A 26,370-nucleotide genomic window follows, 5' to 3' on the forward strand; every position below is an offset into this window, starting at 1 on the left:
TATATTTGATAATGATTCAACGATTATGCGGTTTATCTATATTAAATCAAGGTCTACTATATATCCATCAGCTAGCCAAAGCATGGCTTGCATCTTATACGTAAACAAATTAGGACATTTATTATGAAAGCCATTGGTTATAAAAAATCTCTTCCTGTTACTAATCCTGAGTCGTTAATTGATGTTGAATTACCACAGCCAGTTGCAACAGGTCGCGATTTATTAATTAAAGTTAAAGCTATTGCAGTTAACCCAGCAGATTACAAAGTGCGTGCATCTATGCCCCCTGCTGAGGGTGAAGTAAAAGTTATTGGTTGGGATGCCGTTGGTGAAGTTGTTGCAATCGGCGATGCTGTAACGGCATTTAAACTCGGTGATGCGGTTTATTACGCAGGTGATATTACTCGCCCAGGTAGTAATGCAGAATTTCAATTAGTGGATGAGCGCATTGTAGGATTTAAACCGCAGAGCTTAAACGATGCTGAAGCTGCTGCATTACCACTTACTGCAATAACAGCGTACGAATTATTATTTGAGCATTTAAACATTGTAAAACAAGCTGCTAATGCAACAACAAAATCAGACGAAGTTATTTTAGTAACAGGTGCCGCAGGCGGCGTTGGCTCTATTTTTATTCAACTTGCTAAAGCGATTACTGGCGCAACGGTGATTGCCACTGCATCGCGCGAAAGCTCGCAAACATGGGTTAAAAAACTAGGTGCTGATTATGTCGTTGACCATACAAAACCATTACCTGCTCAAATTGACGCATTAAACATTGGCTCGGTAACACATGTAGCAAGCCTGCACAGTACTGATACTTACTTTGAAGCGTATACAGAGGTACTTGCACCATTTGGTAAAATTGCAATGATTGACGATCCTGAGTCACTCGATGTAAGCAAATTAAAAATGAAGAGCTTATCTCTACATTGGGAATTTATGTTTGCCCGCTCAATGTTTAATGCCAAAGATTTAATTGAGCAAAGTAAGTTATTAAATCATGTTGCCGATTTGATTGACCAAGGCTACATTCAAACCACGATTGGTAAAAACTTAGGCACTATTAATGCGGCCAATTTACGTATTGCTCACGAAGAGCTAGAAGCGGGTAAATCAATCGGTAAAATTGTACTTGAAGACTTTTAAATACCATTTTTCATTATAAGGGAAGTTATGACTCAGCTTACTATAATCGCTAATATTTTTGCTAACACCGATAAAATAGACACGGTAAAAAGTGCACTTTTATTGCTTGTTGAACAAACACAAAAAGAGCCTGGGTGTGTTACATATACCTTGCATCAAAATAATCAAGATGATGCTCACTTTGTGTTTTATGAGAACTGGCAAAGTTATGAACTATGGCAACAACATATGGAAGCACAAAGCATTAAAAACTACTTAGCAAAAGTTGAAGGCTGCATTGCTTCTTTTACTATTAATGAACTAACCGCTATTCGTTAAAAGTGGCGATTTTAATAAAAACACCAATTTAGATTGGTGTTTTTTTATTCGTCATTCTTATTATCTATTATTATTTGATAAAGATTCAATTATTATGCTGTTTATTGCCTTTCAATACCCGCTTATTATTACCTCAAGCAATAAAACTGCTCATAAATGAGCAAGTGATTTATACCACTTCAAATTCAGATAAATACAGCGAGTAGCAAAAAATGAAAAAATTCAAAAGTACTTTAGCCATAGCAACACTTTCACTAGTAGCAAGCGCCTTAACAAGTGCTAATGCCGTAGAAGTCGGCCCACTTGAAACCGTCACTACGTTTACTAAATATCGCGGTGCAGGTATTACGATTACACCGGCAGGCAGGATGCTAGTAAGTATGCACCCGCTAGATAACCCAAAAACACGCGTTGTTGAAATTATGGCTAATGGCGTGCAGCAACCGTTTCCAACTATCGATTGGGCAGACGGCCCAGAAATTGGCAAGGTAGGCCTTACGGCAGTTATCGGCATTCACAGCGACAGTAAAGGCGTTGTGTGGATTTTAGATATGGGGAGCGAAAAAGTAGCCCCTAAACTTATTGCTTGGGATAGCGTAAATAACAGCTTAGTAAACACAATAAAACTAAATGAATCAGCGGTACTTGCTAATTCATTTTTACAAGACTTTGTGATTGATGAACTTAATAACAAAATTTACATAGCTGATATGTCATTTGGTAATTTTATGGGCGCAACCAAGCCCGCCTTTATTGTGGTTGATTTAAACACAGGTGAGTCTACTCGCGTACTCGAAGGCAGTGCCACACTAATGCCGGAGGAGCGCGATATCATTATTGAAGCCTCACCAGTTGCATCTAAATCACCTGAAGGAAAAACCAATAACCTTCGCTTTGGCTTAAACCCAATAACGATTGATGACAATAACGAATGGATTTACTTTGGCTCATTTACTGGCACTAAGGTTTACCGTATCCCAGCAAAAGTATTGGCTAATAACAGTTACTCCGACACTAAAAAAGCACAGAATATTGAAGTGTTTGGCCCTAAAAATCCAAGCGATGGCATGACCTACGCTCCTGGCGGCGGCATTTTGGTAACCGACCTTGAAAACAATGCGATTGGCTTAACCACTAAAGGCCACTACGAAATAATTGTTCAAGATAAACGATTATCATGGCCTGACAGTCTAGCAGTAAGCAATGGTTGGATTTATGTAACACAAGATCAACTCCACCAGCACCCTGCATTTAGCCAAGGCTTTGGTAATGCAAAACCGCCTTACGTATTAACGCGTTTTCGCTTTAATCAAAAATAATTAATTATTTTTATAAGCCAGCCATACGGGCTGGCTTTATAGGATTTAACGTATGTTATTAGATACACCAATTTGTGATTTTGGCTGGCAAGCCCCTAGCTTCACACTAAAAAGCCCATTAGGTGAGTCGTTTTCATTAGTCGATAATCTGGGTAAAAATGGCTTACTCATTATGTTTATTTGTAACCACTGCCCTTATGTACAACGCATAGCCAATCGCTTGAGCCAAGACACCGCTACACTTATTAGTGAAGGCATTAATGTATTAGCTATCATGTCAAACGACTACCAATATGTAGCCGAAGACTCTCCTGCCAATATGGAAAAATTTGCTAAACAACATGACTTTTTATTTCCCTATTTGGTTGATGAAGACCAGCGCGTAGGCAAAGCCTATGGCGCAGTATGCACACCTGACTTTTTTGGTTTTAATAAGCATGGGCAACTGCAATACCGTGGCCGCTTAGACGATACAAAAATGAATGACACCACACATCGTACCCCTGAGTTAGTTAATGCAATGCGCCAAATTGCCGCAACAGGCAAAGGCCCTCAGCAGCAAACACCTAGCATGGGCTGCTCTATTAAATGGAGTAATACATTATGAGTACACCACATTTAAAATTAGGTGTAACCGATTTATCATTTCATCGAGTTACCGCTTCAATTATCAGCCATGTTTTAACTGGTATGGGCTTTAGCGTTGAGCGTATTTACGCGCCGCATCAAGATAACTTTAAAAATTTAAAATCAGGTGAGATAGACCTACTCGCTTCTGCGTGGCTTCCGTCAAGCCACGGTATTTATAAAGCTGATGTAGAGCTGGTTATGCCACTTATTGAACTTGGCTTACACTACCAACCTTATGCTCACTGGGGCGTGCCCGATTACATACCAGAGCATGCCGTAAGCCAAATTAGCGACTTACTGAAACCTGATGTCCTTGGCAAAATGCAAAAAACGATTCAGGGCATAAATGCCGGTGCTGGCATTACTCGCTTTTCAATTAACATGATGAAAGAATACGGGTTATCTCAAGCAGGTTATGAATTTTTAACTGGCACAGAAGATGATTGCTTTAGCGCTTTTGAAAACGCCGTTGCAACTCACACATGGTGCGTAGTTCCCCTTTGGAAACCCCAATTTTTACACCATAAACATAAAATACGTGAACTTGCCGATCCACAAGGTTTACTTGGCAGCGTTGATAGAGCAGTTTTATTGCTGCGTGATGATAAACAAGCGCTCTTTAGTCAAGCTCAATTAGACACTCTTGATAAGTTACACTTTTCAAACGACATAATTGCCGCACTTGATTATAAAGTTAGCAAAGAGCGACAAGTACTTGATGACGTAACGCGCCAGTGGCTCAACAAGTAAGTAATTAAATAGTGATACGGGCTTTGTTTTTAATAAAACGGCTCAATATAATAAACATCGGTCAAACAGGCCACTTAACGGAGAAACAAATGACTCACCCAATTATTAGTGATTTAGAAAAACGTTACACAACTAAACGTTATACAACCAAGCGTATTGTTCAAGATGATCTAGACGTAGTTTTTGAAGCTATGCGTCTTTCTCCTTCATCTATTAACTCACAACCTTGGAAATTTATTGTTATTGAGTCTGACGAAGCTAAAGAACGTATGCATAATACCTTTGCTAATAAGTTTCAATTTAATCAGCCTCATATTAAAACAGCGTCGCACGTTATTTTATTTGCTTACAACCCTAAATATACACGCGAAGATTACGCACAAGTCATTGATGCTGACATTAAAAATGGTCGTACAAAAGCAGAAAACCGCGAACAGGCTTTTGGTGCATTTGCCTTTGTTGATATGAATACCGATGAGCAAGGTAACAATGCAACATGGACTAAAGCACAAACTTACATTGCGCTAGGTAACACTATGCATGCCGCTGCACGTTTAGGCATTGATTCAACCCCAATGGAAGGCGTAGATGCCGAGCTGATTGGCGAAGTCTTTGAAAAAGAACTTGATGGTTACGTATGCGACGTCGCATTAGTACTTGGCTATCATGATAGCGCTGAAGATTATAATGCTAAATTACCTAAATCTCGCTTAGCAAAAGAGCAAGTTATTCAGGTTTTATAAGTAATCCGTTATAAACTTAAATGATAACAATATTAAAAAACCACTTATTTAAATAAGTGGTTTTTTTGCTTTAAAGCAGTTTAACTTACTTTGCGCTGTGCAGCCTGAATGTATTGCACCAAATCTTCAATAGAAACCACGGTCATATTATGTTTATTAGCATAATCACTCACCTTAGGTAAGCGCGCCATTGAACCATCAGGATTTGTTAGCTCGCAAATTACGCCAAATGGTTTTAAGCCGGCAAGTTGCATTAAATCAACGGATGCTTCGGTATGACCGCGACGCACTAATACGCCACCCGTTTGTGCTTTTAAACCAAATACATGCCCAGGGCGCGATAAATCACTTGGTTTTGCATTATCCGCTGTCGCTGCTTTTATAGTAGTTACTCTATCAGCAGCAGACACGCCTGTTGTAACGCCATGCTTAGCTTCAATAGTGACTGTATAAGCGGTGTTATTTTGACTCGTATTGTTAGCTACCATTTGCGGTAAGTCGAGCTGTTTAATGCGCTCCTCCCCCAAGCATAAGCAAACAATGCCGCTGCCTTCGCGGATCATCTCGGCCATTTGAGAAGTCGTTAAATGCTCAGCTGAAAAAACAAAGTCGCCTTCATTTTCACGGTTTTCATCATCAACAACAAGTACGCCTTGGCCTTGCTGTAGTGCAGTGATTGCGCTTTGTACGCGGGTATGGCTTTCGCCGAATTGAGTAAGTAGAGACTGAATCATCATTATATTCCAAATAAAAATAATAGATTCAGGACTGTGAAAGGATCAGTAATACATCACTTAAATTTAAAGCGAACACTACCAAAATAGCTTAAATAGAATAACAAAAAGCACGCCGCAAAATGCAGCGCACAGTGTTATACCAACTGCATTAAATTAGTGATTAATTATAGCGCAAAAAAAACAGCTCACTTAACGCGATACAATGATCAGGCCTTTAATAAAATCGGTATTAGTATAATAAGCCATATTCTCTTTCATCCGGACTGTAACCGTCGGCTCTGGCATCTCACCAGATCTGCTTGACCTTTACTTAACCTAAAATAAGTTAAATAAAGCGCTCGCGGGCTCGTTTAAGTCATAAAAAACATTAAACACACCGCCGGTGGGGAATTTCACCCCGCCCTGAGAATTCACTTTTATAACTAGAGCGCTATAAAAGCGGGCTCATTATACCCTTTAACCTAATTACTTATCAAAGGTAAGTGAGTACACTTCTAACAAAGCTCGGTATTTAATGAGGCTTTGATGACTTTACCTTCATTTATTTCAGCGGTGATTGTACAAGTAGCGCCGTTTACTAAATTTAAGTTAGGTGGAACATGACCTATATCGGCATCAATAATTACAGGAAATAAACACCCACCTAGCGCTACATCTAACGCATGGCGATAATCAAAGGCATCGTAATGACTTTGTGTAATTTCACTTCGCCCTAAAATCAAACCATTGATGTCGTCAAATATGCCCGCTAATTTTAATGACAGTAAAAATCGTGCAACGGTTGTCGGTGTAAGCTCTGAGTTTTCAAGGTATAGAATAAATCCTTCAGGTGCGCTGTGCTTCTTAAACTCATGCAGCGCTAAAAATGGCGAGTCAAGCAATAAACCTACGGTATCTAAACACCCACCAAATAACCGACCAGACATTTCTATGGTACGTTTATCTGTGTAGTTTAAACATTGCCAATTTGTGGGCTCACTCGGGCTGAGTAATTCGTTCGGGTTTTGCGCGTAATCAGGCTTATTTTTTTGATATAAAGAAGAAGGACCTTGCTCAAATTTACTACCGGCTTCGTAGGTCAGAGTTTCAAATATTTGTAAGCTATACGGATTTTTTTCATCTGGATGTAACTGCATAAGATTAGCGCTGTGAAGGGTTGCCCATTGGCACTTAGCTGTTAATGCACATGCAATAGTACTCACATCAGAAAAACCAACTAACCACTTAGGCTTTGCTTCTTTAATGGCGTTAAAATCAAGTAGTGGCAGTATCTCCATTGCCAGCTCACCACCCATCGGCGGCATAATCGCATCTATTTCATCATCAAGTAAAAAAACCATTAGCTGCTGAGCATGCGCTTTTGCGTTAAGCTGTTCACGTGGTTTGTTTTGACGTAAAAACTCCCCTTCAACAACATCATACCCTCGTTGTTTTAGTCCATTTATAACAATGTCTAATCGAGCATGGTATTTTTCTTTAAGACCTGATGAAAGCGAGCAAATTGCTATTTGTGATCCTACTTTCAAAGGCGCTGGGTAAAGTATATTAGCCATTGAGTGTTCCTTTTTAATAATACCAACCTGCATAAATCTTTGATCAATTTAACGAATTAAATTGCACTATAACGTCGTTAAAAGTTTTTTATTTAGAACAACTAGATATAAAAACTTTTGCCTAGTTCTAGCGTAATTTTCTTAACGTTAAATAGACCCCATATATAAGCAGATTGGTATAAAGTGATTATGTACCTATATCATCATGCTTACTCTTTATGCAATATGAACACTCTTATCAGTATAGTGATTTATTTAAGGCATAAAAAAACCGATGTAATTACATCGGTTTTTATTTAAAACGTTAAAGTGAGTTATGCGTTAAAGATACTCAACTTCAATGATTTCGTACTCAACGATACCTTTTGGCGTTTCAATAGACACTGCGTCGTCCATTTGTTTACCAATTAAGCCACGTGCAATCGGTGAGTTAACAGAAATTAAGTTGTTTTTAATATCTGCTTCATCATCGCCTACAATACGGTATTTTACTTCAGCATCAGTATCTACATTTACTATAGTTACTGTGGTGCCAAAAATAACTTTGCCCGTATTTGGCATTTTAGTTACGTCGATTATCTGAACATTTGAAAGCTTCGCTTCAATTTCTTGAATACGACCTTCACAAAAACCCTGTTGCTCACGTGCAGCGTGGTACTCAGCGTTTTCTTTTAAGTCACCGTGTTCACGCGCAACAGCAATGTCGGCGATAATTTTTGGACGGGTAACTGTTTTTAATTCGTTAAGCTCTTTACGCAGTAAATCTGCGCCACGAACTGTCATCGGAATTGATTGCATACTTTTCTCACTTAACACCAAGGCCCTAGTTGGCCTTGGCACATTTCCTTAGTTCAATCGCAGGTGTAACTCTTGAACTGACGTCACTTTGCTGCGGTCATCTGCTTTATTAGCAGTACAGTTAGCAAAAGCCGCGTTCAAGGTTGTCGTATAGTTGGTTTTATTTTGCAATGCACCACGACGTAACACCTTCGAATCTTCGATCGCTTGGCGACCTTCGGTGGTATTAACGATATAGCTGTACTCTTTATTCTTGATATAATCAAGAATATGCGGGCGGCCTTCATATACTTTGTTTACACGTCGTACTTCAATGCCAGCTTCTTCAAGAGCGTGTGCCGTGCCACCAGTTGCGTCAAGTTCAAAACCTAAGTCGGTCATGATTTTGGCTAATTCAACAATACGTGGCTTATCGCTATTACGAACAGATAATAGCGCGCGACCACCGCGTGGTAAAGTGTTGCTTGCACCTAATTGTGCTTTTGCGAATGCTTCGGCGAAAGTATCACCAACACCCATCACTTCGCCTGTTGAACGCATCTCAGGACCACGGATTGGATCCACACCCTGAAACTTAGCAAATGGTAAAACAACTTCTTTAACGCTGTAGTAAGGAGGGATTACTTCTTTAGTAATGCCTTGGCTTGCTAAAGACTGGCCCGCCATACAACGAGCAGCTACTTTCGCAAGCGCCACACCGGTAGCTTTAGATACAAACGGTACCGTACGTGCGGCACGCGGGTTGACTTCAATTAAGTACACTTTGCCATCTTTTACGGCAAACTGTGTATTCATTAAGCCAACAACACCAAGCTCAAGCGCCATGTCGGTTACTTGCTTGCGCATTACATCTTGCACTTCTTGTGATAAAGAATGCGCAGGTAATGAACATGCTGAGTCACCCGAGTGAACACCCGCTTGCTCAATGTGCTCCATGATACCGCCGATGATTACTTGCTCGCCGTCGCAAATTGCGTCAACGTCAACTTCAATCGCATTATCTAAGAAACGGTCCAGTAATACAGGTGCTTCGTTTGATGCTTGTACCGCTTCGGTCATGTAGCGACGTAAATCATCTTCGTCGTATACAATTTCCATTGCACGACCGCCTAGTACATACGACGGGCGTACAACTAATGGGAAGCCAATCTCAACTGATTTAAGTAGTGCTTCTTCAGTTGAAGTTACTGTTGCGTTTTCTGGCTGAAGTAAATTTAAACGCTCAACAAGTTGTTGGAAGCGTTCGCGGTCCTCTGCACGGTCAATCGCATCTGGTGAAGTACCTATTACTGGCACACCATTAGCTTCAAGCTCACGTGCTAATTTAAGTGGTGTTTGACCACCGTACTGCACGATAACGCCTTTAGGCTTTTCAACACGTACAATTTCAAGTACGTCTTCAAGTGTAATTGGTTCGAAGTATAATCTGTCTGATGTATCGTAATCGGTAGATACTGTTTCAGGGTTACAGTTAACCATAATGGTTTCATAGCCGTCTTCGCGAAGCGCAAGCGAGGCATGTACACAACAGTAATCAAATTCAATACCTTGGCCGATACGGTTAGGCCCGCCACCAATAACCATGATTTTGTCTTTATCTGTTGGGTTTGCTTCACACTCTTCATCGTAAGATGAGTACATGTAAGCTGTGTCTGAGCTAAATTCTGCGGCGCACGTATCAACACGCTTGTATACTGGCACGATGTTTAATAAGTGACGTTTTTTACGAATTTCAGCTTCAGATACACCAGCAATTTCAGCTATACGTGGATCTGCGAAACCTTTGCGTTTAAGTTTACGTAGGAAGTCGGCATTTAAACCAGCCATACCTACTTCACCAATTTTTGCTTCGTCTTTTAAAATATCTTCTATTTGTACTAAGAACCAGCGATTAACTTTAGTCAGCTCATAAACATCATCAACGCTCATACCGTGGCGCATTGCATCGGCAATGTACCAAATACGCTCAGCACCTGGTTCGCGTAATTCGCGGATGATTTTTTCTTTCGCTTTAGGGTCATCAAGTGCAACTATTGGGTTAAAACCTGTTGCGCCCACTTCAAGACCACGTAATGCTTTGTGTAATGATTCTTGTTGGTTACGACCAATCGCCATTACTTCGCCAACAGATTTCATTTGCGTAGTTAAGCGGTCGTTAGCACCGGCAAATTTTTCAAAGTTAAAGCGAGGAATTTTTGTTACAACGTAATCGATTGAAGGCTCAAAAGACGCTGGAGTTTTACCGCCAGTAATATCGTTTTGAAGTTCATCAAGCGTATAACCTACTGCTAGCTTTGCAGCAATTTTAGCAATTGGGAAACCCGTTGCTTTTGATGCAAGTGCAGATGAGCGTGATACGCGTGGGTTCATCTCAATGATAACCATACGGCCATCTTCAGGATTAATACCAAACTGCACGTTAGAACCGCCAGTTTCTACACCAATTTCACGTAATACCGCCATAGAGGCGTTACGCATAATTTGGTATTCTTTGTCGGTTAACGTTTGCGCTGGTGCAACGGTGATTGAATCGCCAGTGTGAACACCCATAGGGTCAAAGTTTTCAATGGTACAAACAATAATACAGTTATCGTTTTTATCACGTACAACTTCTGTTTCGTACTCTTTCCAACCAATCAGTGATTCATCAATCAATAATTCGTTTGTTGGCGATAAGTCTAAACCGCGCTCACAAATTTCTTCAAACTCTTCCATGTTGTAAGCAACACCGCCACCGGTGCCACCCATGGTGAAAGAAGGACGAATGATACATGGCAAGCCAATGCGGGTCATTGTATCTTTTGCTTCTTCCATTGTGTGAGCAATCTCAGCACGTGGACATTCAAGACCAATGTTTTTCATTGCTACGTCAAAGCGTTCACGGTTTTCTGCTTTGTCGATTGCATCAGCCGTTGCGCCAATTAGCTCAACGCCATGCTTAGCCAATACACCGTGCTTGTCTAAATCAAGTGCACAGTTTAATGCTGTTTGACCACCCATTGTAGGCAGTACTGCATCAGGCTTTTCTTTTTCAATAATTTTTTCTACCACTTCCCAGTGAATTGGTTCGATGTATGTTGCATCAGCCATATCAGGGTCGGTCATGATAGTTGCAGGGTTTGAGTTAACTAATATAACTCTGTAGCCTTCTTCTCTAAGTGCTTTACACGCTTGAGCACCAGAGTAGTCAAATTCACAAGCTTGACCAATTACAATTGGGCCTGCGCCTAAGATAAGAATGCTTTTTATGTCGGTACGTTTTGGCATTATTACTCCAGTTAAATTAGTGTTTACGCGCTTGCATCAAATCGATGAAGTGGTCAAATAATGGGGCTGCATCGTGCGGACCAGGGCTTGCTTCAGGGTGACCCTGGAAGCTAAACGCAGGTTTATCTGTACGATGAATACCTTGAAGCGTTCCGTCAAATAACGATTTGTGCGTGGCACGAAGCGTACTTGGCAGGCTTGACTCTTGAGCTGCAAAACCATGGTTTTGAGCTGTGATCATAACTACATCGCGGTCTAGGTCTTTAACTGGGTGGTTAGCGCCGTGGTGGCCAAATTTCATTTTTTCTGTTTTAGCACCTGAGGCAAGGGCTAATAACTGATGACCTAAACAGATACCAAAAATTGGTGTGTCGGTTTCTAAAAAGGTTTTAATTGCATCAATAGCGTAAGTACATGGCTCAGGATCGCCAGGGCCATTAGATAAGAAGATACCATCAGGGTTTAAAGCCAGTACGTCAGCGGCAGAGGTTTGCGCTGGTACTACTGTAAGTTTACAACCACGGTCTACAAGCATACGTAAAATATTACGCTTTACACCGAAGTCGTAGGCAACAACATGAAACTTTTCATCAGCAGCGTCAAGGGTTTTAAATCCTTCACCTAATGTCCAGCTTGATTCGCGCCACTCAAAATTTTCCTTGGTTGAGACAACTTTTGCTAAATCCATACCTTTTAAACCTGGGAAGGCTTGCGCGGCTTGTAACGCTTTGTTTTCGTCTAATTCGTCACCTGCGATAATACAGCCGTTTTGTGCGCCTTTATCGCGCAAAATACGTGTTAGCTTTCTGGTGTCGATGTCCGCAATACCTAAAATATTACGTTCTTTTAAGTAATCATCTAACGATTGCTCGTTACGAAAGTTACTTGCTAGCAGTGGCAAATCACGGATCACTAGGCCTTTAGCCCATATTTGATTCGCTTCTTCGTCTTCGCTGTTGGTACCCGTATTACCGATATGTGGGTACGTCAAAGTTACGATTTGTTCCGCGTATGATGGATCAGTCAAAATTTCTTGATAACCAGTCATAGACGTATTGAATACTACTTCACCGACTGACATGCCGTCAGCGCCGATTGCAGTACCGCGAAACACTGTGCCGTCTTCTAGGACTAACAGAGCGGATTTAGTCAAGTTAAACCTCCTAACAGTAAAAAACGGGAGTAAGCAATTGCTTAACACCCCGCCAATACCCAGAGGGATCGTCAAAACCAGATTTTTGTGAGCTTAAATTGTTTTACGCAGTCTTAAATGATGCCGATATAAAACGCTAAACCTTCAATCATTTTTTCTTGCCTAAAACTCTTTTCATTCCCACTGAAACCCCTGGTTTTACTAGCCACTTGGGTATAATTGGAAACACGCATTTAGTAATTTTTGGCAAATTGGCTGCATTCTACATTAAGTTGCTATTTAGGTCTAACACTATTTGGTAAATTGTTACAAATAAGTAGTTTTAGGTAAAATTAGACCCAAACACGCAAAAAGGTAACTAAACTACTTAAGATCAAGCACATCTTGCATATCATAAAGTCCTACCGGTTTATTTTTCAACCAGCACGCAGCCCTTATAGCACCAAGCGCAAAGGTCATTCTTGAACTTGCTTTATGGGTTAATTCGAGCCTTTCGCCCATAGTTGCAAAATATGCGGTATGTTCACCTACTATATCGCCACCTCTTAATACCGAATAACCTATTTCATTTTGCGATTTAGCCGTTTCTACTTGGCTGCGGTCGTATACAGCAACTTCGTCATGGTTCCAGCCCTTTGCATCTGCAATTGATTCACCAATAGCTAAGGCAGTACCCGATGGTGCATCTATTTTATGACGATGGTGCGCTTCAAATATTTCTATATCTAAATCATCACCAAATTTAGTAGCCGCTGTTTGTACTAAATTTAAGAGCACGTTTACGCCTACGCTGTAATTGCGGGCAAATACAATCGGAATGTGCTTTGCCGCATCGTTCAAAAGCGCCATATCATCGGCGCTTAGGCCTGTAGTACCTATAACCATTGGTAGCTTTTGCGCAACGGCTGTTTTTAGATGATTACGCATACCTTGCGGCAATGTGAAGTCGATTAACACATCTACATTATCTACTTCGCTTTCAACGCTAAAGCTTACTGCGCTGTCGGCTGCACTATTTACTTGGCTTACATTAATACCTAATAACGATGAACTGCTACGAACGTATGCGCCTGTAAGTTGTGTTTGCTCTTTAATTGTCGCAGCTTCTAATAGAGCTAAGCCCATTCTTCCGTTAGCACCAAATACACCTATTCGATTTGTCGTCATGGTTTTTACCTAATTTAATTTGAATCCGTTTATTAGTCATATATCCGGACATTGCAAAATACGCAGCTGGGTATTTTTATGCAGTTGGATAAATATTAATCGCTGAAAATCGCGTTGCTTTGTAGATATTATCTAAAAGTCATGCAATAGTCAGGTGACCTTTTAATTTTATAATAATAACAATACCAGTTTACTTTAGCCATCTATACATTTAAACTTCCCTTTCGCGTCGATTTGGTCTTTGGCTTGCGGACGCTGCGGCTAACAACTTTTTAAATTAAAAGTTGTACTGCTAAATTCAGCTAAAAGAGGAGTTTTGGCTGTGATAAATTTTACTGGTTATGAGGATTATGATGCAGCCATCATTTAATAAAAACAAAGCAATACTTTCTTTACTTCCCCTACTTACCTTTGTAGCGCTATTTTTAGGCTCTGGTTTGTATTTGCAATCGCAAGGGGTTGATTACGCTTTTTACCAACTACCTGCACCTGTTGCTATATTACCCGCCATCATGCTTGCGTTTATTTTAAATAAAGGCACGGTAAACCAATGTGTAGAAACCTTTATTAAAGGTGCCGGACACAACAATATTATTACCATGTGTTTAATATACTTACTTGCGGGTGCTTTTTCTGCCGTTGCCAGTGCAACCGGTGGTGTAGATGCGGTAGTAAATGCAGGCTTATCGCTTATTCCACCTTCGTTGTTACTCCCTGGTTTATTTTTAATTGCAGCGGTTGTATCAACAGCAATGGGTACGTCAATGGGTACGATTGGCGCCATTGGCCCTATCGCTTATGCGGTATCAATTAAAACAGGTATAGATCCAGCATTAATGGCCGGTACGATTGTATCTGGCGCTATGTTTGGCGATAACTTATCTATTATTTCAGACACCACTATTGCAGCTACGCGCACGCAGGGCTGTGAAATGAAAGACAAGTTTAAAGAGAATCTTAAAATTGCTGTCCCTGCTGCAATACTGACTATTGGCTTATTGTTTTATTTAACACCTGCTGCTCAAGTTGTTGAAACCAAGGATTACGATATTTGGTTAGTGCTTCCATATGCCTTTATTTTAGTGTTAGCAGTTGCTGGCTTGAACGTATTTGTAGTGTTGTTTAGCGGTATTATTTTTGCTGCATTAATGGGCTTTACAGGAAGTTATGAAGGCGCAAGCTTTGTAAAAGATATTTACAAAGGCTTTACCGATATGCAGGAAATATTTTTACTATCAATGTTTATAGGTGGCTTATCTGAATTTATTCGGATTAACGGTGGCCTTGATTTCATTGCCCAAAAAATTCAAGCCATAACTAAAATCATCGCAAAATGGCACCGTAAAGTGGCCGATCAATTAGGTATTGCAGCATTGGTTATGACAAGTAACATGTGTATTGCCAATAATACCGTATCTATTATTGTTGCTGGCCCTATTGCTAAAAAGCTAGCAGATGATGGTGAAATAAGCGGTAAACGCTCTGCAAGTTTGCTTGATATATTTGCTTGTGTAACGCAAGGCTCACTTCCTTATGGCGCACAAGCGCTACTGTTAGGTGCTACGTTTAAAATTAGCCCGTGGGAAGTATCAACGTCTTCTTATTACTGTTTTATTTTAGCATTTACGGCGATTACTATTATTTGTTTACGCCGTAATAAAGCGTAATAAATTGAGTCATTACATGTTGCAGCTTATTAAGTAGGCTGCAACATGTGTTAAATTAGCGATCAACAAATCAATCTCTTCTGCTATAATTGCCGCTTCCGCGTGTCACTAAAATTATAGTTATAAACAGTTATGAAATTTAAAAAATTACTCCCTTTTATTACCCTTACTTCTCTCGCTTTATCATCGTCGGCTTTTGCTGCCAATTGGAGCAGTACAGCAGTACATATAAATAATGGCAGCCAAAAAAATCCATTTTCTAAGCAAGAGTCAGACACCACTGTTTACTCGGTTCAACATGTATCGGGCTATGACTACGGCGATAACTTCTTCTTTATCGATTACAGTAAAGACGATATAGATGATGGTTACCAAGATGCTGATTTTTATGGTGAATGGTACTCAACGGTAAGCTTATCGGCCATTAGCGGCGAAAAAATTGGCTCTGGTGCATTATTAGATGTTGGCCTTACGGGCGGTATTAACGTTGCTGGTGATGCAAAAGTAATGAAATACCTACCAGGTGTTAAATTAAGCTGGGATGTACCTGGTTTTAACTTTTTTCAAACGTTGTTCACGGCTTACATTGACGATAGTGAAGGTGTAGCAAAAGGCGGTGCACCTATTGAAACTAATAGCTGGATGCTTGATGTAGCTTTTGAGTATCCTTTCTCTATTGGCTCACAAAAGTTTAGCTTTAAAGGCCACGCTGAATACATTGCTGAACGTGAAGATGAATTTGGTAACGATGTTGAGGCGTGGATACTCGCACAGCCTATTTTAGTGTGGGATATGGGCCACGCTCTTCAAATGAAAGAAAACACACTCCTGTTGGGTATGGAATTACAATACTGGCACAATAAACTAGGTACTGAAGTCACTGAATCGGTACCACAAATCCATATTGAGTGGACGTTTTAAGCTTTAACAATCAGCTCTTTACTCAGTAATTAATAAGCGAAGCTTTATTTTAGCTTCGCTTCTTTTCGTCCACGTAAAACATTTAATTGAACAGGTGTAAATACTTAGTTATTGTTGTACTTATTCTTAATCCAATTTTTAAGCCAAGCGCTCGCCTTTAATAGGAGTAACTGAATGTCGTCGATTAAAGTTATTTGTTTCTCTACTTTATTAGTACTAACAAACAATGCCTTAGCTGGCACTTCTCAAGATACATCTGCCCTTTCTTATGATGCACTTTTAACTAATTACGAATACGATTTTAAAGTAAATTACTTTGCACTTGAGTCGCAAAAACAATCATTAAAAATGGCCTATATTTACTTAAAGCCAACCAAATCCGACATGCCAACAGTTACACTTATGCATGGCAAAAACTTTAATGCAGATTACTGGACTACCACTGCGCAATATCTGCAATCTTTAGGTTATGGGGTATTAATTCCAGATCAAATTGGTTTTGGTAAGTCGTCTAAGCCAACTAATTACCAGTATTCATTTGCGGCTCTTGCTCATCATACTCATGCGTTAATGGACTCACTTGATATAAAAGAGTCGATTGTATTAGGGCACTCAATGGGTGGAATGCTAGCGAGTCGTTTTGCATTAATGTATCCAAATACAACTAAAAAGCTAATTTTATTAAACCCTATTGGGCTTGAAAACTACTTGCAGTATGTTGATTACAAAGATACAAATTTTTTCTATAAAAATGAGTTTTCAAAAACGCCGGAAGGCGTAAGAAAATATCAACAAAAAAATTACTACGATGGTAAGTGGAATGCCACATATTCAGCCTTAACTGACTTCATAACAGGGCAAATACAAGGCCCAGATAAAGAACAAATGGCATGGGTGAATGCAAAAACATACGATATGATTTTCACTCAACCTGTAATAACCGAATTTAAAGATTTAACTATGCCGGTTAAATTAATTATAGGTACGCGGGATAGAACCGGCCCTGGCCGTAACTGGAAAAAAGAGGGTGTTAATTACGAGCTTGGTCGATATGATAAATTAGGCAAACACGCTGCAACACTTATCCCTGACGCACAATTATTCGAGCTGGATAACTTAGGGCATCTGCCGCACATTGAAGATTTCGAACGCTTTAAAAATGTATTTAAACAAGCACTTTCTGCTGAATAACCACGCTTAAGAACTAAAATAAAACCCCTGTAGGTAAAATACTTACAGGGGTTTTATTTTAATTACGCATTAATACTAAACGTACACTACTTCAAATAGTAAAGTGCTTAACTACAGTGTGCACTGTGGGTTTTTACCCTGTGCTTTAGCAGTACTTTGCTCACTAAGTGCTTTGCTCATTTGCGCTTGTAAGTTTTTAATACGGTTACTTGGCGCTGGGTGAGTTGATAAAAACTCAGGTGTTGTACCACTACCTGCCGCACTCATATTTTGCCAAAGGGTTACTGACTCTTGTGGGTTAAAGCCGGCCTCAGCCATTAAATCTAAACCAATAGTATCGGCTTCTGATTCGTGCGAGCGGCTAAATGGCAAAACAACACCATACTGCGCGCCCAAACCTAAGCCTTGCATAATTTCATTACGATATTGAATGTTACCCATTTCAAGTGCCGCACTACCAAGTTGCATACCGGTATCTAAAATAGAGCTTTGTGAAACACGCTCATTTGAATGCTCAGCAATTACGTGCCCTACTTCGTGCCCTAGTACTGTTGCTAATTGGTCTTGATTAGTAGCAATTTTTAATAAGCCAGTATGAACACCAATGTAACCACCCGGTAGTGCAAAAGCATTAGCAGATTCATCTTCAAATACCACTACTTCCCAATTTTGCGAAGCGTATTCTTTTGGTAATACAGCCACTACTTTTTCAGCAATGCAATTTACATATGCATTTGTTTTTGCATCTTTATTAATTGGTTGGTTTTTTTTCATATCAGCAAAACTAGCAGTGCCCATTTCACTCATTTGTTGGTTTGAATAAAGCGCTATTTGTGTGCGTCCTGTTGGCGACGTTTTACAACCAGCCAAAACGGCTGTCGCTAATACTGCAAGTACTAGTTTTTTCATGGTAATTCTCTTAAGCAATTAATTTTTTTATTGCTTGTAGAATAGCAAACACAGTACCAATTTAAAATATTTGCTTTATATAGCGCTATATTAACAAGATGCGATAAGACGATAAACTTAGCAGGTGAACTAAGTTTATCCAAATACAATGCCCTGTTACACTACAGTCCTTGTTTTTAGTGATTGTTGAGTTTACACATGGACGCCTCAGCCTCGTCTTTTAATACCCGTATTTTATTGCCTTTATTAGCCAGTATTGTGGCGATTACGCCATTGGCTATTGATATGTATTTGCCCGCCATGCTGGTAATTGCAAACGATTTACACACTAATATGCCAAATGTACAAATATCGTTGAGTATTTACTTAGCAGGTTATTCATTGGGGATGTTATTTTTTGGTCCGATTGCCGATCAAATTGGCCGCCGTAAGCTCGCCCGTATTGGCTTAACCCTATTTGGCGCAAGCTCACTTGCACTTGCATTTACCACCGAAATCCATGCCTTTTGGACTCTTCGAGCAGTACAAGCATTTACGGGAGCTGCAGCAACGGTAGTAGTACCGGGTATTATTCGCCATATTTATCAGCAAAACACAGCTAAAGGAATGTCGTATGTATCGATGATCATGATGGTAGCACCGTTAGTTGCCCCCTCAGTTGGCTCGTTTATTTTAGGGTTTTCTGTTTGGTCAACCATATTCTTGGTGCTTGCTGGATATAGCTTTTTAATATTAGCGTTTGTACAAGTATATCTAATCGATATTCCTATTCACAAAAATGAAAAAAAGGGTCTCGCTTTATTTTTTGATAGCTATAAAACAGTGCTCAGTAATAAAGATGCACGTGCCGACATACTCAGTTCTATGTTTGTATCATTTGGATTTTTTTGCTTTTTAACCTCTGTACCTTTTATATATTTAGATTTATATGAAGTGTCAGAACAATTATTTGGTGTATTATTTGCCTTTAACGTAATGGCGCTGATGTTTGGTAACTTTTTAAATACGCGAATTGTACCAAGGCTGGGCTCTCGAAAGATGCTCTATATTGGGCTTGTATGTGGGTTTGTATCGGGGCTTGCGCTATTAACATTTAGCTTATTGCATTTATCACTTTATTATATTGTGGCTGCTATTGCGCCATTAATGATGAGTTTAGGCGTCACAGCAAGTAATGCTGACTCGCTAATTTTAATGAAGTTTGAAAAAAACACAGGCACGGCAACCGCCGTAATTGGCACTCTTCGTTTTGGTAGTGGCGCATTAGTTGGCCCCTTACTCGCTATTATGCATGCAAAAAGCGCAGTGCCATTTTCAAGCTTAATGTTTAGTGCCGTGTTACTCACTATGCTCGTACAGTTAATTCACTATAAAAAAGACAAAAAAAATGCCTCAATATGAGGCATTTTTATCAAAGCTAATAATCTTAAATTAATTAAGCGTCAGCAGCTTTAGAAACCATAACCATCGCAGGGCGTAATAAACGACCATTCAATGTGTAACCTTTTTGCATAACAGCAAGTACTGTATTAGGTGTTACATCGTTACTTGGTTGAATTGACATTGCTTGATGAAAATCTGGATTAAACTGCTCACCTTGTGGGTTTACAATTTCAACACCAAATTTAGAAACAGCGTCATTAAAGCTCTTAACCGTCATATCGATACCTTCAAGCAACGGCTTTAAAGTCTCATTTTCTTTATCAGAAAATTCAATAGCACGTTCAAGGTTATCAATTACAGGTAGTAATTCGTTAGCAAATTTTTCTAGTGCAAATTTATGCGCTTTTTCTACATCTTGTGCTGCACGACGACGAATATTATCTACGTCTGCTGCTGCGCGAACAACACCATCTTTTTGATCAGCAATAGTTTGCTTAGCGGCCTCAAGCTCTGCATATAACATCGCAATTTCTGCTTCAGGGCTTTGCTCTTGTTCTGCATGTTGATCAGCGGCTTCTACTGCTGCTTCTACATCAGCCTGCATTTTAGAAATTTCTTCGTTTAATTCTACTTCTTGCTCAGGGTTTTGTGTCTGCTCAGACATAAAATACGTGCTCCAATTCTTTTCAACTGCGGTAATTATGGGGATTGAATAAAAAGATTCAAGAGTTAGATGTCTCAATTAATTTAAATTCTTGGATTATTTCTTCAATTTGCGCTGATTTAGGGCAAATTATACAAAAGCGGCTTTGGTATTCTTGATTTTGAAAGTACGGGACACTTATTACAATCAATTCATCGCACTCAGTAAAAGGTAATTTTTCGCTATTAAGTACCGATAACCCATTTTTAAAAGCGAGCTTATCTTCTACATAATTTAAAAATGAGACACCAATATTTAAGCTTTGTTCACAATCAATTTGTTTGTAAAGGTAATTTTCACCAACAACAATACTGTTATCTGAGCCTAATTTTTGGCTTAGTTGTCGCGTCCATTGATTAAGCGAATCGTGACAATTTCGAGGCGCGGTATTAGCCATAGCTTGCATACGGTATAAACCTTCCATCAAGGTTTGTTGACTAAAGACGGTGTTTAACCACGTTGCAAACTGATAACGAACAGAGTCTGACGAATCATGAGGCTTATCAATACAAATATTATGGCTCTGCCCTGCTCTGTCTATTAATAAAATAAGCCAGTCGGTAGAATCAAAATCAAGTACCTCTACTCTAAATACTTGCTGCGAGCTGGCTTGTGGCAAACCCACACAACAACACACCTGATATTTTTGGCTCAAACCATGAGCAAGTTCAACGAGTTGTGATTGCTCTGGTTGCCAATAATTAGCAATATCAGCGAGTGGAAAGAACTCGTCAAACCAATAATCAAACCCCTCATTTGTAGGCACACGGCCTGCAGATGTATGAGGTGAATACAATAAGCCCACTTTTTCTAAGCGAGCCATCGCATTACGTACCGTAGCCGAACACACAGCCATGCCTTTAAGCTTAGCAATTTTTGTTGATGGGACGGGTAACCCCTCACCATTACAGTACATGTTCATAACAGCTGAAAAAATTTGCTGATCTCGTGGATTTAATTTCATGTTATCTACATCTTGTTGCATGTCTGATATATCGGGGCATTTACAGTTATTTCAAGTCACATAGTATGCTGGTAGCTAATAAAACTAAATTAATTACCTAGGTAAGTTAATCATACCAATTTAAGCTAAGATCTGTATTTTCAAACACTTCTCTTTTGGGTTACTCTACAAACATTCAAACTTATAGTGTACACATTATGGATTCTCCTTTTAAAACCATTGGCCTTATTGGTAAACCAAACCACCCTGGTGCAGCCGCAACACTACAACGTCTGCATACATTTTTACTTGCACTTGGTTTTGAGGTTATCGTAGAAAAACGCACTGGTGGCCAGTTAGTTGATGTACCCACAGATAAACTAGTTAAGTTAGTCGACTTAGGGGAGCTGGCTGATTTGGCTATTGTCGTTGGAGGTGACGGTAACATGTTGGGCGCAGCACGTGTTTTAGCTCGTTTCAACGTAGCAGTAATCGGTGTTAATAGGGGGAACCTTGGTTTCTTAACTGATTTAAACCCTGAAGGTTTTGAACCAAGTTTAGAACAAGTTTTAAGTGGTGATTTTATTGAAGAAAATCGCTTTTTACTTGAAGTAGAGGTATACCGCCACAACGAATTAAAAAGCGCTAATTCTGCGGTCAATGAAGCAGTGCTTCATGCCGATAAAGTTGCACATATGATTGAGTTTGAAGCCTTTATTAATAAAGATTTTGTATTTTCACAGCGCTCGGATGGCTTAATTGTATCAACACCAACAGGCTCAACGGCGTATTCACTTTCAGGTGGCGGACCTATTTTGACACCAGAGCTTAATGCTATTTCGTTAGTACCTATGTTCCCACATACATTATCGAGCAGACCATTAGTCGTTGATGCTGATAACGAAGTACGCTTAAAGCTAAGCCTAGAAAATACAGATAGCCTACAGGTAAGTTGCGACAGCCATGTTGTGCTTGCTGTTTTACCTGGCGATGAGGTTGTCATTAAGAAAGCAGATAAAAAACTGCGTTTAATTCATCCAAAAAATTATTCTTACTACAACGTTTTACGTACTAAATTAAATTGGGGTAGTCGTTTATACTAATTTTATTGCCAAGTGTAAGACTTTAGAGCAAAATATCGCAAAATAAAAAATAATATTATTAGGAACTATAGCAAATGACGTATGTTGTATTTTTTTCACTTTTGTTATTAATTACGCTACTAGGTAGCTATTTAATAGTTGAAAATAATCGTCGTATAGCAAGCGAAACCAAGAAGAGAATTTTTAATGATCGAGTTTCAAAAATTAGTACACGTTTGAAAAGCAAACTAAATGAATTGTTGGATGTTAAGGTAATACGCCCGAAACACGTTCCTAGAGTCCAGGCAATTGTTAGTAATTTTTTTGTAGTACAAGCACATAATGATGACAATTTACAAAAATTAGAAGATGTAACTGATTTACTCGTCAGCACTTTATCTAACGAATTAAATAAAACTTATCAAACTAATTCGGCTAAAAGTTTAATTGATAACTTACAGCACTTTATAGCTGAGCTACCTCATCAAGGTATTTTATATAACAAAGCTTTTTATGACACTGAACTACCTTCGTTAATATTTACTATCCAAACAGAAGACATCCATCAACGCATTGATAAAAAAGAAGAAGTTGAATTTTTGCAACAAAAAACTAATGACTCTCCTATTAACGAAGAGGCAAGTGTTGCTTAAATACTAAAAAATTAATTTGCAAAAAACCAAAACACTGTATAAATTAACAGTTAATTGACTGGATGGATAAACAGTATGTTAATTGGTTTAGAAGTTAAAAATTTTGCAATAGTAAGTAATTTAAGTACCGAATGGCAAAACGGTATGACCGCCATCACCGGTGAAACAGGTGCAGGTAAGTCTATAGCCATTGATGCGCTTTCACTGTGTTTAGGTGAGCGAGCAGAAGCCTCAGCGGTCCGCCCTAACACTGACAAGGCAGAAGTATGTGCACAATTTGATTTAAGTGCACTTCCACTAGCTAACGCTTTTTTAGAACGACACATGTTAGCAAATGCCGATAACGAGTGCTTATTACGTAGGGTGGTATGTAAAAATGGCCGCAGTAAAAGTTATATTAATGGTAGTGCGGTAACCGCCGCACAGCTAAAAGAACTTGGTCAATATTTAATTTCTATTCATGGGCAACATGCCCATCAGTATCTTTTGAAAGCTGAGCATCAATTACAATTACTTGATGCCTATGCCGGTCACAATGATTTAGTTAACGGCGTGAGCCAAAACTATAAGCTGTTCGCTAACTTACAAAAAGAATTTAAGCACCTAGAGCAGCAACAATTACAGCAAGCGGCTCAAAAACAACTTTTAGAATATCAAGTTGCAGAACTAGATGAATTTGCTTTGCAAGAAAATGAATTTGAACAAATAGAGGCTGAGCATTATAAACTCAGTAATAGCCAAACCATTTTAGAAGCCTGCCAACGAGAGCTACAGCACCTTTACGAAAGCGATGAACAAAATGCGTGCTCGTTGTTACAACATAGTGCTCAGCAATTTACCGAACTGGCTCAATATGACGAAAGTTTAGTAAGCGTAGCTGCTATGCTTAGCGAAGCCGCTGTACAAGTTGAAGAAGCGAGTCGCGAAGTGCGTGATTACACTGAGCAAGCAGATTTAGACCCGGCTCGCTTAGTTGAAGTAGAAAATAGACTAAGTGGTGCAATGGACTTAGCTCGCAAACACCATATAAAACCACAAGCCCTAGTTGAGTTTCATCAATCTATTTCACAGGAACTGGAGTCAATTAGTACTAATAGTGCTCGATTAGAACAACTAGAATACGAAATAGAAAATGCGCGAGTGACATACCAACAGGCAAGCGATCAGTTAAGCAAAAGTCGTAAAGAGTACGCAAATACACTAAACACTTTGATCAGTGAGAGTATGGCTAACCTGTCAATGGAAAATGGTGTATTTGAAATAGCATTAACTCAAGAAGTTGAGCGTGCACCCAACAGTTTAGGGTACGACAATGTATCATTTTTAGTTTCAACTAACCCAGGACAGCCACTACAACCGCTTGCTAAAGTAGCATCTGGGGGGGAGCTTTCGCGTATTAGCTTAGCAATTCAAGTGATTATTGCACAAAAAGTAACAACCCCAACACTTATTTTTGATGAAGTTGACGTAGGTATATCAGGCCCTACCGCATCGGCAGTTGGAAAACTATTACGTCAGTTAGGTAAATCAACTCAAGTAATTTGTGTAACGCATTTACCGCAAGTAGCTAGCAGTGCGCATCAACAATTCTTTGTAGCTAAAGAAATTGCTCAAGGTGAAACATTTACTCATATGCTGCCTTTAAATAAAGATGGACGAGTTAATGAAATAGCTCGCCTATTAGCTGGAGACAACGTAAGTAAGACGGCTAAAGCTAACGCAAAAGAACTGATAATGGCACATGCCTAGTGCTATTTAGCTACCGATTTATAACAAATCAACATGTATCAAATTGCTAAGAGATAAATATAATGCAAAATACTGTCATTTATATGTGTATAGGTTTTAGTTGGCTTTTAATAATAGTATGTGTGCTCTTAATGCTTTTAAGTCGATTTAAACATACTCAATTTAAACAACGTTTATTACGCTTTGTAAATATAGTTTTAGTGTTTCAATTGTTATTCGCCGGTTTATATTTAGCTGTTGAGTTTGACAGAGACTCACAATACTTAAAAGGGAGTTACACGATACTTATTGCGCTCCAAATTACCTGTAATTTCTTTTGCTACATGAGTGTAAAACGAAGAAAGGCCAAAACGAAACCTTCTCTTGACTCCTTCTCTATGGATTAGCAAATATAGATGGTTACTAAGCTGAGCAAGTTCTATTTTTACCTTGCTCTTTGGCTTTGTAGAGTTGCTGATCAGCATGTTTAATATCAAGATCAATTGATCTGTTTTCTTCACTTTGAACAACACCAATACTGATTGTTAAGTTTACAGTATTAGTACGTAAACTTACCGCTGCTTTTTTAAGTGAATCATGGATTTTATCTGCTACATTTACCCCTTCTGTAACACTTACATTAGGTATTGCTATTAAGAACTCCTCTCCCCCCCAACGAGAAGCAACAGCATTTTGTGGAATATTTTTCTTAAAAATCTTAGCTAAATGAATAAGTGCCTCATCGCCAAAGTTATGTCCATATTTATCATTAATTTTTTTGAAGTTATCAACATCAGCTAGTAGCAATACAAATGGTATGCCTTTGTAAGCATGTTCCTTTTTGAATTCACTTAACTTATTCATTGCATGGCGACGGTTAGGAAGCTCAGTTAATGGATCGATGGTTGCTAATCGTTCATTTCTTTGACTTAAAGCTATTATTTTATTGCTGTACTTCTCTCTTGATTGTTCATAAAAGCCTGTGAGTAAAGCGACAATAATAAACGAAAATACAATTCTATAAGGAAATTGTGCTGGTTTATATTCATAAATATTAAACATATCTGCGCAATAAAAGCCTAACATTATCGCTAGCAAAAATATGAATATATCAAATGTCCCTCGCTTTAATCCTCGAATAGAATATGTTACTGGTGATACAATAAATATCCAAATTGGCCCTGTACCTTCAGCGCCGCCAGTAACAACTAAGTAAAGCATCAATCCATAAAGATTATATAAAATCGCATTTGCAGACTTTTCTACCTCTTTGTAAATATTAAATGCCCAAATATAGATAAGTGTCGAACCGACAAGTGTCACAAAAAGAAAATATTCGCTATTAGTAAATGCAATACACGACATCAAAAATGTGGATATAAAGCCTATTGATGAGAAAAACCTTACTATTAATTCTCTTTCTGTTTTATCGAAGTATTTGTGCATAATTTATCAGTTTTCTTTTCGTAAATGACGCCAACCCAGAACGCAAAGTAAGCAAATAGTAAATAAGCCGCGTATTTTGTATTTATTTAGTTAATTAATCAACACTTAATACCATACTAAAATACGGAAAAAGTAGAATTAGATTCTTTCTCCCTACCTT

At 39.0% G+C, this 26,370-nt stretch carries 23 protein-coding genes and 1 riboswitch; of the genes, 13 read left to right on the forward strand and 10 right to left on the reverse strand.

What is annotated here, in order from left to right; genetic code table 11:
- The first annotated feature begins 123 nt into the window (after nucleotides 1-123).
- The 6 genes from D172_RS10825 to D172_RS10850 all read left to right on the forward strand — a co-directional run bounded on the left by D172_RS10825 (nucleotide 124) and on the right by D172_RS10850 (nucleotide 4,909).
- Nucleotides 124-1,149 carry a zinc-binding alcohol dehydrogenase family protein gene (locus D172_RS10825; protein WP_007375817.1) on the forward strand — a complete coding sequence of 342 codons (1,026 nt, stop codon included), beginning with the start codon at nucleotides 124-126 and terminating at the stop codon, nucleotides 1,147-1,149.
- A gap of 27 nt (nucleotides 1,150-1,176) precedes the next feature.
- Nucleotides 1,177-1,467, forward strand: a complete 291-nt coding sequence (locus tag D172_RS10830; protein ID WP_007375818.1) for a putative quinol monooxygenase — start codon at nucleotides 1,177-1,179, stop codon at nucleotides 1,465-1,467.
- Nucleotides 1,468-1,679: 212 nt separating this feature from the next.
- The gene (locus D172_RS10835; RefSeq protein ID WP_007375819.1) at nucleotides 1,680-2,786 is read left to right on the forward strand and encodes an L-dopachrome tautomerase-related protein; all 1,107 of its coding nucleotides are present in this window, start codon (nucleotides 1,680-1,682) and stop codon (nucleotides 2,784-2,786) included.
- 52 nt (nucleotides 2,787-2,838) lie between these two features.
- Entirely contained in the window at nucleotides 2,839-3,393 is a 555-nt protein-coding gene (locus tag D172_RS10840) for a thioredoxin family protein (RefSeq protein WP_007375820.1), read from the forward strand.
- Entirely contained in the window at nucleotides 3,390-4,166 is a 777-nt protein-coding gene (locus tag D172_RS10845) for a glycine betaine ABC transporter substrate-binding protein (RefSeq protein ID WP_007375821.1), read from the forward strand. The genes D172_RS10840 and D172_RS10845 overlap by 4 nt, the downstream gene beginning before the upstream one ends.
- 89 nt (nucleotides 4,167-4,255) lie before the next feature.
- Nucleotides 4,256-4,909, forward strand: coding sequence for a nitroreductase family protein (locus tag D172_RS10850; RefSeq protein ID WP_007375822.1), 654 nt, complete (start codon nucleotides 4,256-4,258; stop codon nucleotides 4,907-4,909).
- An 80-nt stretch (nucleotides 4,910-4,989) separates the two neighbouring features.
- Here the strand turns inward: D172_RS10850 and ribB are convergent, their stop codons facing one another.
- The 6 genes from ribB to dapB all read right to left on the reverse strand — a co-directional run bounded on the left by ribB (nucleotide 4,990) and on the right by dapB (nucleotide 13,584).
- Nucleotides 4,990-5,643 carry a 3,4-dihydroxy-2-butanone-4-phosphate synthase gene (ribB, locus tag D172_RS10855; RefSeq protein ID WP_007375823.1) on the reverse strand — a complete coding sequence of 218 codons (654 nt, stop codon included), beginning with the start codon at nucleotides 5,641-5,643 and terminating at the stop codon, nucleotides 4,990-4,992.
- A 245-nt stretch (nucleotides 5,644-5,888) separates the two neighbouring features.
- Nucleotides 5,889-6,060, reverse strand: a riboswitch (FMN riboswitch).
- 80 nt (nucleotides 6,061-6,140) lie between these two features.
- On the reverse strand, nucleotides 6,141-7,199 hold the full coding sequence (locus D172_RS10860; RefSeq protein WP_007375824.1) for a S66 family peptidase: 1,059 nt from the start codon (nucleotides 7,197-7,199) through the stop codon (nucleotides 6,141-6,143).
- A gap of 321 nt (nucleotides 7,200-7,520) precedes the next feature.
- Nucleotides 7,521-7,997: a transcription elongation factor GreA gene (gene greA, locus D172_RS10865; RefSeq protein ID WP_007375825.1), complete on the reverse strand. Its 477-nt coding sequence runs from the start codon at nucleotides 7,995-7,997 to the stop codon at nucleotides 7,521-7,523.
- 48 nt (nucleotides 7,998-8,045) lie between these two features.
- Entirely contained in the window at nucleotides 8,046-11,264 is a 3,219-nt protein-coding gene (gene carB / locus D172_RS10870; protein WP_007375826.1) for a carbamoyl-phosphate synthase large subunit, read from the reverse strand.
- A 16-nt stretch (nucleotides 11,265-11,280) separates the two neighbouring features.
- The gene (carA, locus tag D172_RS10875; RefSeq protein ID WP_007375827.1) at nucleotides 11,281-12,417 is read right to left on the reverse strand and encodes a glutamine-hydrolyzing carbamoyl-phosphate synthase small subunit; all 1,137 of its coding nucleotides are present in this window, start codon (nucleotides 12,415-12,417) and stop codon (nucleotides 11,281-11,283) included.
- Nucleotides 12,418-12,780: 363 nt separating this feature from the next.
- A complete protein-coding gene (dapB, locus tag D172_RS10880; RefSeq protein ID WP_007375828.1) occupies nucleotides 12,781-13,584 on the reverse strand; it encodes a 4-hydroxy-tetrahydrodipicolinate reductase in 804 nt (267 codons plus the stop codon).
- 353 nt (nucleotides 13,585-13,937) lie between these two features.
- On the opposite strand from dapB, the gene D172_RS10885 reads away from it, so the two are divergent.
- The 3 genes from D172_RS10885 to D172_RS10895 all read left to right on the forward strand — a co-directional run bounded on the left by D172_RS10885 (nucleotide 13,938) and on the right by D172_RS10895 (nucleotide 17,363).
- Nucleotides 13,938-15,251 carry a Na+/H+ antiporter NhaC family protein gene (locus tag D172_RS10885; RefSeq protein ID WP_007375829.1) on the forward strand — a complete coding sequence of 438 codons (1,314 nt, stop codon included), beginning with the start codon at nucleotides 13,938-13,940 and terminating at the stop codon, nucleotides 15,249-15,251.
- Between the two features lie 132 nt (nucleotides 15,252-15,383).
- Entirely contained in the window at nucleotides 15,384-16,172 is a 789-nt protein-coding gene (locus D172_RS10890) for a hypothetical protein (RefSeq protein WP_007375830.1), read from the forward strand.
- Between the two features lie 174 nt (nucleotides 16,173-16,346).
- Nucleotides 16,347-17,363 (forward strand): alpha/beta fold hydrolase, encoded by a 1,017-nt coding sequence (locus tag D172_RS10895; protein WP_007375831.1) that lies wholly within the window; start codon nucleotides 16,347-16,349, stop codon nucleotides 17,361-17,363.
- A 111-nt stretch (nucleotides 17,364-17,474) separates the two neighbouring features.
- On the opposite strand, the gene D172_RS10900 is transcribed toward D172_RS10895, so the two are convergent.
- Nucleotides 17,475-18,272 (reverse strand): M48 family metallopeptidase, encoded by a 798-nt coding sequence (locus tag D172_RS10900; RefSeq protein WP_007375832.1) that lies wholly within the window; start codon nucleotides 18,270-18,272, stop codon nucleotides 17,475-17,477.
- Nucleotides 18,273-18,470: 198 nt separating this feature from the next.
- On the opposite strand from D172_RS10900, the gene D172_RS10905 reads away from it, so the two are divergent.
- Nucleotides 18,471-19,673, forward strand: a complete 1,203-nt coding sequence (locus tag D172_RS10905) for a Bcr/CflA family efflux MFS transporter (protein ID WP_004335389.1) — start codon at nucleotides 18,471-18,473, stop codon at nucleotides 19,671-19,673.
- Nucleotides 19,674-19,707: 34 nt separating this feature from the next.
- Here D172_RS10905 and grpE read toward each other — a convergent pair whose 3' ends face one another.
- Both grpE and D172_RS10915 read right to left on the reverse strand, forming a co-directional pair.
- Nucleotides 19,708-20,319: a nucleotide exchange factor GrpE gene (gene grpE / locus D172_RS10910; RefSeq protein ID WP_007375833.1), complete on the reverse strand. Its 612-nt coding sequence runs from the start codon at nucleotides 20,317-20,319 to the stop codon at nucleotides 19,708-19,710.
- A 58-nt stretch (nucleotides 20,320-20,377) separates the two neighbouring features.
- On the reverse strand, nucleotides 20,378-21,343 hold the full coding sequence (locus tag D172_RS10915) for a hypothetical protein (protein WP_007375834.1): 966 nt from the start codon (nucleotides 21,341-21,343) through the stop codon (nucleotides 20,378-20,380).
- Nucleotides 21,344-21,519: 176 nt separating this feature from the next.
- Between D172_RS10915 and nadK the strand changes: the two genes are divergently transcribed.
- The 3 genes from nadK (at nucleotide 21,520) to recN (ending at nucleotide 24,785) form a co-directional block, all read left to right on the forward strand.
- Nucleotides 21,520-22,404, forward strand: a complete 885-nt coding sequence (gene nadK / locus D172_RS10920) for an NAD(+) kinase (protein WP_007375835.1) — start codon at nucleotides 21,520-21,522, stop codon at nucleotides 22,402-22,404.
- A gap of 74 nt (nucleotides 22,405-22,478) precedes the next feature.
- A complete protein-coding gene (locus D172_RS10925; protein ID WP_007375836.1) occupies nucleotides 22,479-23,036 on the forward strand; it encodes a hypothetical protein in 558 nt (185 codons plus the stop codon).
- 75 nt (nucleotides 23,037-23,111) lie between these two features.
- Nucleotides 23,112-24,785 carry a DNA repair protein RecN gene (recN, locus tag D172_RS10930; protein WP_007375837.1) on the forward strand — a complete coding sequence of 558 codons (1,674 nt, stop codon included), beginning with the start codon at nucleotides 23,112-23,114 and terminating at the stop codon, nucleotides 24,783-24,785.
- Between the two features lie 402 nt (nucleotides 24,786-25,187).
- Here the strand turns inward: recN and D172_RS10940 are convergent, their stop codons facing one another.
- Nucleotides 25,188-26,210, reverse strand: a complete 1,023-nt coding sequence (locus tag D172_RS10940; RefSeq protein ID WP_237113673.1) for a GGDEF domain-containing protein — start codon at nucleotides 26,208-26,210, stop codon at nucleotides 25,188-25,190.
- Nucleotides 26,211-26,370 lie beyond the last annotated feature (160 nt).

The organism is Pseudoalteromonas sp. Bsw20308 (genome assembly GCF_000310105.2).
GTDB lineage: Bacteria > Pseudomonadota > Gammaproteobacteria > Enterobacterales > Alteromonadaceae > Pseudoalteromonas > Pseudoalteromonas fuliginea.